The 11870-nt window shown below is 52.2% G+C and carries 7 protein-coding genes; 2 read left to right on the top strand and 5 right to left on the bottom strand.

What is annotated here, in order from left to right:
• Positions 1 to 90: 90 nt before the first annotated feature.
• The 5 genes from AC0IYN_RS17550 to AC0IYN_RS17530 all read right to left on the bottom strand — a co-directional run bounded on the left by AC0IYN_RS17550 (position 91) and on the right by AC0IYN_RS17530 (position 9868).
• The gene (locus AC0IYN_RS17550; protein ID WP_471842374.1) at positions 91 to 1863 is read right to left on the bottom strand and encodes an AIPR family protein; all 1773 of its coding nucleotides are present in this window, start codon (positions 1861 to 1863) and stop codon (positions 91 to 93) included.
• Entirely contained in the window at positions 1860 to 2867 is a 1008-nt protein-coding gene (locus AC0IYN_RS17545; protein WP_078049893.1) for a PD-(D/E)XK motif protein, read from the bottom strand. The genes AC0IYN_RS17550 and AC0IYN_RS17545 overlap by 4 nt, the downstream gene beginning before the upstream one ends.
• The gene (locus AC0IYN_RS17540; protein ID WP_471842373.1) at positions 2851 to 5727 is read right to left on the bottom strand and encodes a Z1 domain-containing protein; all 2877 of its coding nucleotides are present in this window, start codon (positions 5725 to 5727) and stop codon (positions 2851 to 2853) included. Before AC0IYN_RS17540 ends, AC0IYN_RS17545 begins: the two co-directional genes overlap by 17 nt.
• A complete protein-coding gene (locus tag AC0IYN_RS17535) occupies positions 5727 to 7217 on the bottom strand; it encodes an ATP-binding protein (RefSeq protein ID WP_471842372.1) in 1491 nt (496 codons plus the stop codon). Before AC0IYN_RS17535 ends, AC0IYN_RS17540 begins: the two co-directional genes overlap by 1 nt.
• Positions 7218 to 7381: 164 nt before the next feature.
• Positions 7382 to 9868: a sigma-70 family RNA polymerase sigma factor gene (locus AC0IYN_RS17530; protein WP_471842371.1), complete on the bottom strand. Its 2487-nt coding sequence runs from the start codon at positions 9866 to 9868 to the stop codon at positions 7382 to 7384.
• Between the two features lie 624 nt (positions 9869 to 10492).
• On the opposite strand from AC0IYN_RS17530, the gene AC0IYN_RS17525 reads away from it, so the two are divergent.
• Positions 10493 to 10942 carry a very short patch repair endonuclease gene (locus AC0IYN_RS17525; protein WP_471842370.1) on the top strand — a complete coding sequence of 150 codons (450 nt, stop codon included), beginning with the start codon at positions 10493 to 10495 and terminating at the stop codon, positions 10940 to 10942.
• 358 nt (positions 10943 to 11300) lie between these two features.
• Positions 11301 to 11825, top strand: a complete 525-nt coding sequence (locus AC0IYN_RS17520) for a BRO-N domain-containing protein (protein WP_471842369.1) — start codon at positions 11301 to 11303, stop codon at positions 11823 to 11825.
• Positions 11826 to 11870 lie beyond the last annotated feature (45 nt).

Here is an 11870-nt window from a genome sequence, read left to right as displayed (position 1 = left end):
AATGGCAAATTCCCTGCCTGCCCTCACCAACTAAAATTCGTGCTTTAGCAAATCTCGATTAAAATCTTAAATTGCATCTAACGCCTAGTGCTAAAGCGCTTCAGGCACATCTAACAAAGGTGGGGAGAACGGCCGGGAGAACATAGCCTCTCGACATTCTGGACGCTTTGCCCATTCCGAGATCATCTTGCCATTTGCGGTGTCATGAAGGCGATCATTGACCTCCCTAGCCCAGATTTCGATCTGCTTAACAAGTTGGGGAGACACACCTTGTCTATTCCAGATACGCTCATGATTAAATGAATCGCCGTAAGCATGAGAAATTACTGCAACCGTGTAAGCGGCAACGTTCGCGAGGAAGGCTGGAACCAATGGCCTGGCAACCTTGTGTACTGCTTTAAACAGCAGGGCTTTAGAAACAACAGCCTTAAAATAAGCAACATCTGGAGTAAAAATCGTTTCTTTAGAGTCCACCTCAGCCATATCAGACATAAAGCGATCAAAACACTTCTGCGCGCCAAGGCTAACAACATCAGCATGCCCTTCCCAAGCGGTGTAATACTTCGCCAACTCAGTCTTTGTGATCTTCCTTGAAGTGGGCACAGACTCCCTCAGGGCACGGAGCTTGGCTGGTGTTACACCATCACGGGCAAGAAGAGTATTATAACTTCCCGCGGCTCTCTCATAGAACCATCGACCCATACCATCAGGGCAATATACAGAGAGCGACAACCGCTCAATATCGACATGAAACGGCTTATTGGCCGATAGATCTGATTGCCTCACAGCATTTTGACTATTGGCATATCGCGAGATATCAGAAACAAGCGCTTCCTCCTTTGCAGGATCTTGCTCTTTCATAACGATAATTTTGGCTGGAACGCGGACTTTTCTCAAATCCGTGTCGGCATATTTCTTCTTAGCGAAGAAAATTGATGCCGTAGTTTGACCGCCATTAACAATTTGCATACCACGCAACCAAGCGATGCCCGGAGATCCGTCTACGGTACGATCCAACCGCATCTCGTCAGCGACTAATACAATTCCATTATTGTAAGCCATAAACCTTTCTGGAGAATTCCGCAAAGTATTTTGCAGTCCAGCATTCACCCCCTTGGACTTCACACTTAAAAATGAGCGCACATTGGCCTCAAGTAAGCGAGGACCGAATTTCTCATAAACAAAACGAAGCGCCTCCCCTGGGATTGCGGTAAGCGCGTAGTCATAGTCTCCTGTTTCACCTGGTACGAAAACGCATGGTAATGGGGAACCAGATACCTCGTTGAAGTCAATGACAAGCTCATCACGAGGCTTACCTTCAGAACGATGGCGAAATAAGCGTTCAATATCCATAACTTCAAGCTTCACATACTTTCCGCCAACGTCACGTGCTTTAAAGCTCTTCGACTTGGCTATACCGTCTGTGAGTACGTAAACACGAACCTGTTCAAGTCCGTCATAAATCTCTCGAATTGTCAGCGCGAGCGAATGTACGTCGCTTGAAGGATCGAGTTTTTCAGCAATACGCCCGGCTGCACAGAGCTCTAAGAAACGAACACATTGGGCCGCTGCGGTCTTGATGTCTTGGTCAGGAATAGGACAGAGGCTTTCGAAGCCTTCGTACAAACTTACGAACAGGTCAAGCTGGTCAGCGTCCTCAGACATGGCGTAGCCACTTAAACGCAAATTCGCATTGCCTACCTTCCCCTGAAAGTGGCAAACCACAGGATCAAAAGTCATTCCAGCATCAACAAGGTGCTGCATAACCACTTCGGAAAAAACGAGTTCGCCAAAGGGGGCGCCATCAGACATCTGAGTCGCTATCTCAACCTTGGTCTCCGCGAAAAACTCATCAAGCGTCATCCAGTTACTCCTAGTAGTTTTAGCGCCGCGTCGAGATCCGAAAGGAATTCACCAGCGTGGTCCAGATTAATTTCGTATAAAGCTCTCGTAACGCCTACAGGAGTGTTGCCCGTAGTAAGCCGAGGAAAGCCCTCGGACACAACGAAAATTCGCGTCTCCTTCAGCTCAAACCTGCGGGTGTAATGGGTAGAGTGGATCTCGGAATATCCGGCGACCATAAGCCTATCTTTGAGAAGATTAATCGCCCCTGGCTCTCCATCAAGGCGTTGCGTAGTGTCCGCGACCATTTCTGGAAGGGTGAGTCCGTCGTCAGAACTGAACCGTATCGCAGCAAGAAAAAGTGGCGACGCAATCGAGTCGTCCAACTGCTCAAGGGAGGCTATTTTCACTGGAAAACCAGACGAGGACATCGTTGCTTTCACCTCAATCGCTCCGTCACCCAACAGGTAATCCTGCAGAGCATCGTCGGGCCCAACCCAGCCTCTGAGCACTTCCTCAGTAGCAACTCCAGAGTCCATCAGAGCGACCATAAAGGTGAGCTCACCCATCAGGCCAAGCTCAGCCTCGGGACTGAGAGGAGCAGGCCCGCGGGACATGAATTGCTGCCACATACGAACCCTACGCAACATTGTCCGTAAAACAGCATCCTCGCCTTCTACTGCGGAAACATCCATGGCTCCAGCGACGTCACTGACCATTTCTGAGAACAGCTCGGAGCTGCCAGATTCCTTTCGTGATAACGCTATCCAAGTCTTCCCGTCGCCACGAGGATCCGCTCGGACTACTTCGAAGCCCCTACCCTCAGGAAGGCGCTCGGACGATCCGAGACGGGCCGTCGGGAAGCGAGCAAGAAGAGACTCTTCATTACCCGGGCAACGCCTGGCAGCCATGAGCTCGCACTTCCCGGCGGGAGTCACCGCGATGCCAAGCCAGCCTCCTACCTCACCTTGGCTCCCAGAAAGCGCACCCCAAGCTGCGACAAACTCATCAATAGGCCGGCGCATACTCAGTCTCCCAAAGCAGATGGTCCACTTCGTACTTGACCGTCGTCGTCGAGCGGCTCGCAGGGAAACTCACTCCGAAGCCTATGATGGGTGCAGAGTCTTCAGGGAATCCTGCATCTCTTGGGTCAATAGGATATATAAGTAGAAGACCTCGCTCGGGATGGCCGACGACGCCTTTTGCACCCAATCCGCGAACCTGTCGCACAAAGACCCCACTCGGTGCTCTAGGCTGATCTTTACCTGTTTCTTCGGTTCTTCGCGCTGGATCCATCATCCTATCGTCGATGGTGAGATCTAGAGCTGCCATCCAGGCATCCTCGTCGAGATCAATCGATTCATCTCTAGGCGAAAGAAGACGCCCGATGGAGTAATGCTCCCCTTTCGAACTTGGGTTTTGGCTTCGTTTAATCATGTTTTCCAGAGCATATTTTTCGCAGATCATGCAGTCCTTTCCGTCGCTACCGCCTACGAGTGCGACAGTCCAAGACGTGAGTTCCCCCTTGGCTGCCATCACCTTAACGAAGTCAGCCAGAACTGCACTGTTGACCTTCCGCGCGGCGGGGTGAGTCAGATATCCGGAAAAGAACTCGATGACGTGTTCTGCGGGGACGTTATTCCAGAGGAACCCTTTCCACTCCTGATCGCTTTCGCCTCGTCTTCGGACGATTGCATCTCTCTCCGCAGGTGTTCCGGCAGCGTCAAGGAGCCTCTCCATGACTACTAGATTTCGCTCAATGACAGATAAATCACGATGGAACGCGACGGTCTCAAGAACCGAGCCACAGAACGATACCTGCAGACTTTTAGCACTACGCATCTTGATAGGCGAGGTAACCATAAGGATGGGGTGCGATTGAACCTTCATGCCGTAGTTCTCTGGCGTAGCATGTACTTTGGCCATCGTGTCGAACTCTTGGCGAAGCTCCTCCGCAGCGTCGGCAATGTGCCCGAACCATTCGATGAGATCAGACGTCGTATAGAGGCGGCAGAGGTCAAGGTATCCTGGCCGGTATCCGAACCAGCGGCCCATCTGCATCAACGTGTCGTACATCTTCGTGGTTCTAACGAAATAGCTGACGCATAGACCCTCGAGAGTCAAGCCTCGGGCGAGTTTGTCTCCACCTACGGCAATGACCTTCAAGCCGGTCTCTTCGCGCTCCGCATAATCGAGGACGTCCCCGGCGGACCCGTTGATTGCCCTGACGCTATTGGCCAAATCGCCCAGTACATCCGCCAGAACATCCTCCACTTCCTCCCATTCCGGAAGGTGGAATTCACCGTCAGTCTCATCCATGGCCTTCGCCACGGTTGCCGACGTCGGGACGAAGTCAGACTCCCAGAGCTCACGCCACTCCGCCATCAATTTGTCTCTATCAAAGCCGCGCTCCACCCGTTGGCGATAGCCCCTCACCAGTTCCTCAACCTGACGACGAACCTCCTCCTGAACGGCGGTGTAGCGAGTGACGTGAATCAACATCGAGCAGTGCCTGCGTCCCTGTCCGCGTAGTACACGGACGGCGCAGGCTAGAACGAAGACCGAAACCGCCTCCCTGAGGGAAGGGGGCACCTCGTCACGCCCGTTGAACAGGGGTACGTGGTTCTTGCCGTGCTTGGGAGGCATCCAGCCAGCTTCTTCTGTCCCGGCCGCCTGATCCTCAACTTCACGAGTCAAAGGCAAACCGCCAGCCCGCCCTTCTGGCGCGCGTAGTCCGAAGACACGGGCAGGACCGATGTAATTTGACGGCGCAGAGATGTTGATGATGAATGACTGCGGGAACACGTCAGGCCCTTCCTCCTTCGTCGCCTTGCGCCGATCAATGAAGATGTTCGCGAACGGTGTAGCGGTGTATCCCACGTAGGCTTTTCGGGAGAAAGAATGGAGAATTTTCCGGATGCGACTATTGATGGCCTTAGGCTGGTACTCGTCATCCACAGAGCCATCCTTGCCCACCACTTGGTCCCCTGTATCGACAGAGGCGTGATCGGCTTCGTCGTCAATTAGAAGCAGAGGAAAGCCTGATACTAGGGGACGGCCATCAGAGTCCTTGGAATCCGCGACATGGTTACGAATCCATTTGAGGAGGCGATCTAGCACCGTCTTGTTCTTTTTGACGACAAATAGCCAAGGCCTCTGCTCTGGAGAGATAGCTAGATGTTTCGCGACCTTGGTATTGAAGTCGCCGTTATCCGAGCGGTTAGTAGCACAGTTGGGGCGGATCTCTGCGTCGCGCCCGTTCTCGCCCACTCCAATGTAGCGGACCAAATCGTTCTTCGCCGAGGTCTCATAGCCAAGGAAGCCCTCCTCTAAGCGAATTTGGGTCTGGGAGCGCAGATTGTTGTGCAGGCCAGCAAGCACAATAATGATCTTGTATCCAGCGTCGGCTGCTTTGCATATAAGCCCAGTGTAGTTACCTGTTTTGCCGGACTGGACATGTCCAACCACCAGCCCGCGCCTATCCCAGCCCCCCTCACGAAGTGGATCCTCAAGCAGTTCGAGAATTTTATTGGTCGCATCATCTAGGGCATCCACGGCCTTAATGGACATTTTGTTTTCTAGGAAATCACGGTAGCGCTGCCAGTAACGCCAGTCCCTTTTACGGGCGGTGTTAAGCCAATCCTTATGGCCAGTTCTATCCGATAATGTGGATGCCCCACCGATCCATAGGCTGAATCGACGAATAAGCTCTGCAACAGCCTCTTTCCGGTCGACACTTTCACCTGGGGCCATATGCGTCGCTACAAATTCGACTTTTTCGGCGATGAGAGTCGGCGTAATTGAGCCGTTCTCCATTGCCTCAACCAAGAATGTCTGAGCGACACTGACGACTCGCTGAAATACCTTGTTCTGCGCTTCCGTCATTATTCATTCCCTTCCAAGAGTGTAGCCGCGAGACTCGGAAGGGACGCGACAAGATTAGGGTAATTATGAAAAGGATCAGTCAAGGACAAGATCGTGACCGCTACTTCAGGACTCATCCCTCGTCGCCCCAACATGTCCCTAAAAAGCGTAAGGAGGACAGTTCGGACGCCGTCAGGAGCCGTCTCAGACTCTCCTGAGAAGCCGGTTATTGGGGTGTCTTTGTTCTCGGCTGTATCGAGCCATATTCGCTGGACAGGTACAGTTTCCTCAACAACGCGCAGCATGGCGCGAACAAGATCTGAACTACCGCCAGCAGCCTCAATTACCGCAGCAACTGCAGGGTGCCTCTCTTCAATACGATATCGGACACCCTCCTTGAGTCGCTCGACCCGCCATGCTTGTTGTTCAATCTTGAGACCTCCAGGACCAGGCATTGGCGCCCCCCGAAAAGCAAAGACTCTCCTAGCTCTTTCTCTAGTATCCTCAGCCAACTTCGTAAGCCACGGACGCACTGTTACAGGAGGCCGGGCTGTTGACTTCTTGACGTCGATCTTCCAAGCCGAATCGGCAGTATTGGGAATATCTAATCTGATCCTCGCTAGCCGGTGAGGCTCCTCTCGGTTCCATGCGCGTCCCTGTCCAAGTCCAAGCCATCCGCCAGCCAGAAGCAAGCGATGGTTCCGATATATGTAAAAACCTTGTTGAGAGGTCCATCCTTCTGCCCCCCCGGCCTTACGGAACTCATCTTCGGAGAGTCGATCTTTGTGTGGTAAAACGTGGCATTGAGCCTCCACGAGACCTGATGGAGTGAGAATTCGGGCGACTGGTGAATGCCACGGTTTCGCAGGATGCCCTGTCATAAAGGGATCCCACGGACTAACTAACTTTCCGTTAAGGAACAGCCGAATAACAGGGCTTGGCCCTTCTAAGAGACGATGAAAAACCATGGCCACACGTAGTTCAATATCGTCTACCAAGTCAGCGAAGTGATCGAGGGTATAGCCAGGCGTGACGACTCGATCCAACTGCTCCCAGAGGACTATTGTCCCGGAGTGGACCGCATTGACCGGGTTGATGAATGTTTCAGAGCCGCGGGCGGCCCCTTCAAACATCCTCCATCCAACATCCGTAGATGCGGCAATAGCATCTAGATCCCAACGCAAGCAAGAAACTGGGCCACCTATCTGTTTAGACGCAACAGTGAGACAGCGGCACTGCGAAAAGGATGCGGTCTTTAAGCCCATCCCAAAACGGCCGAGATCATTAGGCGCGCGGTCATCGAGAGGATTCTTGACGCCAAGCGTCATTGCCTCCTCTAACTCCGCATCGTCCATGCCTCGTCCGTTGTCCAATATGGAAATTCGACTTCTCTCACCATCCCAGTCGAACGTCACATGCACTTCTGACGCACCGGCAGAGACACCGTTATCAATCACATCAGCCAAAGCTGCAGCAGTCGAGTATCCGAGACCTCGTAGGGCTTCCAACATCGCGCCGGCTCGCGGCGGGGCATACCTAGTGCGTTCGTTCATTTGGCGTAAGTAGTTCCAGAAAGAAGTGTGAAACCGATATCAACCATTCTGCGAGCAAATTTACGAACCGGCGCATCTGGCTTTGCTGGCAGTAGTAAGCGAATCCGGCAATCATCCGAACCTTAATCCTCGACGGTAATGCCAAGAGCCCTGGCCTCATTAACACGATCGGAAAGCTGGGCCTTGAGAGGAGTGGCACTCGCCGCTACAGGAGACATGGAAGCCGCATCTTTACTAAAAACTTGGTACGCAGATGCCAAATCCTCGGGGCCCGATCGATGAGGCTCGACTTGACTGATATTTTCAGTAGTTTGAACCATCGCCCTCCTTGACGTGGCTTCAGGATAGAGGATTTCCTTTACCTCGAAGTGCTCGCCCAAGTACGAAGCTAACTTTTCCATTCTCATCGGTTGACGTAGCTTTTGAAGTGCTTTCGACTCTATTTGCCGGATCCGTTCACGTGTAACGTCGAATCGGAGCCCAATCTCTTCCAAGGTCATGGCTTCGTCTAAGCCCTGACCAAAACCAAACCGAAGGGTAATCACCTCGGCCGCGCGCTCGTCCAGCTCCCCAATCATGTAGAGCAAAATGGCTCGAAGAGAAGCCGATTCTGCAATCATCGCTGGGTCTGATGACTCCTCCTCCAACAGGAAATCGAGCAAGGGTGCAGAGGTGCCTTCAAGGTGCACATCCAAGCTGGTGACTTTCTCGGAAACAGTCAAAAGAAGCTTGAGCTTATCGAGTGCAATTCCCGTTCGATCTGATGTTTCACGCTCGGTTTCAGAACGCCCGATCTTAGCCTCGAACTCATCCCGCTCATGCAATGTACTTCTTGCCAAGCTTTGCATATGGACGGGGACCCGAACCGCTCGTTCCGTATTAGCGATTGCGCGCGAAATCTGCTGGCGAATCCACCATGTGGCATAGGTGGAGAATCTAAATCCCTTGCGCCAGTCAAAGCGCTCGACAGCTTTCATAAGGCCTATGTTGCCTTCCTGCACAAGATCGTCAAAAGGAAGTTCAGACCATAAATATTTTTTGGCTATGGAAAGCACCAGGCGAAGATTGGAGAGAGTCATCCTTTCCCGTGCAACTTCTTCGCGCCGAAGTGCAGACAAGAAGTCTCTACCTGCCGAATCACGGTCAGCCTTCCTCGATAGTTCGAGCAGGAAACATCGGCAAAGACTGGCCGCCACAAGTGCATCACGAACCTTAATCGAATCATTTCCGGCGGAGCGCGCCGCAGAAACAGCCGATACAAATGCCGCTGCGTCTGGATCAAGTCCGAATTTGTCTTCATCGAATTCGGCCTTATCAACGGACGACACCTCAGTGAAGCTCTCGTCGATACTCTCGCCGACAGCATCAGATCGAGAGGTAAAAGCTTCATGATCTACTTCTCCGCGGCTTACCTTCTCGGCTGCGTCAAAAATGATACTAAGGCCTAGCGGCCAACAAGATAGGGCATTTAATGCTTGGTTTCTTGCATCCTCCATCTCCCGCCCCAAAGCGATTTCCTCTGCTGCTTGGAGCAGGTCTTTTTTCAATCCCTTTACATAGAATCTAAGCGGCTCGTTCCGACCTGATGCCAAGTCCTCCACAAACTCCAAGGCCTCTGATAGCCTTTGCTCTTCATCAGTTGTTGGCTCAAGAAGATCCGACTGCTCCGCCAACCCAGTCCACTCATCGATCACTATGCCGAGATCGCCCAAAACAAAAGTCAGCAGATGTTCAGCTTCTTCATTGCGATTTCGGGAGATGTCGGCCTCTCGACATACATCGATAAGAGACGTCTCCGATACAGTGCCCTCGCGCAGCCCCCGAAAAAGCAAACCACGGACGCCCTCACTATCATCACTCGTTAGAGGACGCGCCCTTTCTGGAAGAAACAGCTCGATATCGTCCCACTCAATATCGGTGTCAATCGCCGTATGCCGACCAATAGTTCGTTGAAGCACGCTAGTTGCTTTAGCAACATTTACGTCCCCCTTCGGAGCAGTCGTCTCGGCCTCCGCCACCCATTCGCCCTCAAACCCAAAATCGAGAGGCTCGTCGTCAAGGTCGATGTGATTTGCTCGTGCATCCAACTCGATGGTCACAGCTATATGATCATACGAATTAAGAGAAACCTCATCATGGATAGCGGATTCAAGAACTGGGTGATGCTCAGATCTGACTAAGTCATCGCCGTGAGTCGCTACTTCAGTCGCGTCACCTTTCGCTTCGTGATACGTCGATTCACTCAAGAGCTCGGGGCGAAAAGGAGCGACCATCTCCGTACTCGCCAGAGACAAACCTTTGTCGGATGCGTAGGCTTCATTCGCTTGCCCGTTAGAGCCAAGGGCCTCTTTCAACAGATCGATACAATGAGCGCACTCAGCCTTCTCTGCATATGCGAGCGCATCCTTGCCTTCAGGATCGAGCAGCTCAGGCTTTGCGCCAGCAGCCAAAAGTAGCTGCACAACACCCTTTTTCCTTCGAGCAGAGGCCAACATCAAGGGAGTGGCTCCCCCTCTGTCGCGAGCGTCAAGATCATCGCCACGTGCGATGTGGAGCTTAACTGCGACCTCAACACCAGCAATAATCGCCATGCGGAGCAGTGGATTCATCTTAGCCACCGATCGGCCCGCATGCCCATTTCTTGGCCTCAAAAGTCGCTCTCGCAACGATGACTCGAAAAATGAGCTGGTTGCATATACCTGATTTCAGGGTCGACTCCTTGTCCATATCCTGCTCTCTAAAACTTGCTAACTCGACGTGACATTAAAAAATATTCACGAAAACTGATTGGATTTGATGTGAAATGATCAGAAAACCACTCATGTTGGAATATCATCAACCGTCTGGCAGTGGCGCAATGCCATTCACAATATCCACTTGTCACCAGCACGTAAAGGAACAGCAGTGCCACCGTGCGAGCCTTGGACAGTTGGCGCTTCATTTGCTGAGGTGCGCCCGATGGTAACGGTACATGCCAAATCGAGAACGTGGTATCTCAGCCTCTCGTCGACGGTACAGAGGTATCAAGTCCGATCCACTCATACCGTCGTCAACTTGGGATGTCGTCATGATATCAATGCTCCATTGATCACACCTAAAACGTGGATAACAATCACGTAGCAATGACTCCAGCCGGAAAACCCTGCTAGATTCTCTGAGGGGAATAGATCTACAAAAACCAAGGGCGAGGATCTGCCTCGTCTAAAAACATTTCTTCATTGGGCAAGCCCTGAATGAGTGCAGACATCGTCACACACGAACAACGCTCTCAAAACATGTCCAGAATTAAAGGAAAAAATACAAAGCCCGAAATGATTGTTAGATCGGCATGCCATGATCTGGGGTTTCGCTATCGTCTACACCGAAAGGATCTACCCGGTACACCAGACCTAGTATTCCCCAAGCACCGATTATGTTTGTTCGTTCACGGGTGTTTCTGGCATAGCCACCCTGGCTGCAAATACGCGTACACACCTAAAAGCAGACTGGATTTTTGGCTACCTAAGCTTGCAAAAAACGTTGAGCGAGACATGAAGACCAAACGAGCGCTTGAAGTATCAGGTTGGCGTGTATCAATTATCTGGGAATGCCGGACGAAAAATAGAGACACATTGCGGGCTGAAATCCAAAAATTGATCAACCCCAAAATCGATAGTCAGAACATCTCAACTGAAATGGAATGATAATTCTGAGAGCTTGACGACCTCCAATCGCCCACCTACCCTCACCACTCGGCGCCTAAGAAACGCCTCAACCAGAGCGGTCCTCCGCACCCGACAGCCATGCGGCTTTTTTTCGCCAGCGGTTTCTCTACGCCTGTGGAAAAATCCCCGTTATGTCGGGAGTGGGCGAATACAAGACCCGAAAGGGGAATATGTCCGGCCCGTCTCTGGTGGGTTTCTTAGCTCCCGACACCCATAACGCATGCCCTAAGAAAGCAACCAGAGGTAACGGAAATGCCTGGATACTCTGCATCCCCTGCGAAGGTTATTCGCAGTACCCGCACCATTTCTCAAACACGCTCCAGCTCGGAGGTGTGTCATGCATGAACCTGCTGTCTTTACCCGCCAAAACCTGCATCTGCACGCTCTGCTGCTGGAGAATCAGCCATGGTTCTGTGCTCGCGACCTAGGTCGTCTGACAGGACTGTATCTGGATGAACGAATGGTCAGCAAGCTCGATGAGGATCAGCGGCAAACGCTGGAAATCTGTTATCACGGTCAGCCTGAAAACATGCTGATGCTCAGCGAATCCGGCGTTTATGCATTGTTGGTGTATCACTACTCACCAGGGCATCGCCTGTTGCGCGAATGGTTGACCCATCAAGTCGTGCCAACCTTGCGTGACAAGCATCAACCACGCTCTAAAGACCGCCCGATGCTGAGCTTGCTGGATTGGCCGGAGATGTCGTTGAGCCTTTTGCATTGGCAGGATGAAGGCTGGATTCGGTTACGCGACATGCCGTATCTGTTGCTCAACAGGACCCGCCGACGGGCGCCACCGAACAAGACATGGTTTCAAAAGATGGCGGAGCTTTTCCAGCCGTCAAACCATTCAACACGCTGAAACTCAACAATAGTCCGTCCGGGCTGGCGCTTGGGCGGGCCGCAA

Source organism: Pseudomonas sp. AC112, assembly GCF_979253545.1.
Note: the sequence above shows the minus strand (reverse complement) of the source record. Positions and strands in the feature narration are given on the sequence as shown.

Coding starts and splice junctions, on each gene's coding strand:
- AC0IYN_RS17550 (WP_471842374.1), bottom strand. CDS start 1,863: ATGACGCTTGATGAGTTTTTCGCGGAGACCAAGGTTGAGATAGCGACT.
- AC0IYN_RS17535 (WP_471842372.1), bottom strand. CDS start 7,217: ATGTTGGAAGCCCTACGAGGTCTCGGATACTCGACTGCTGCAGCTTTG.
- AC0IYN_RS17530 (WP_471842371.1), bottom strand. CDS start 9,868: ATGAATCCACTGCTCCGCATGGCGATTATTGCTGGTGTTGAGGTCGCA.
- AC0IYN_RS17520 (WP_471842369.1), top strand. CDS start 11,301: ATGCATGAACCTGCTGTCTTTACCCGCCAAAACCTGCATCTGCACGCT.
- AC0IYN_RS17545 (WP_078049893.1), bottom strand. CDS start 2,867: ATGCGCCGGCCTATTGATGAGTTTGTCGCAGCTTGGGGTGCGCTTTCT.
- AC0IYN_RS17540 (WP_471842373.1), bottom strand. CDS start 5,727: ATGACGGAAGCGCAGAACAAGGTATTTCAGCGAGTCGTCAGTGTCGCT.
- AC0IYN_RS17525 (WP_471842370.1), top strand. CDS start 10,493: ATGAGTGCAGACATCGTCACACACGAACAACGCTCTCAAAACATGTCC.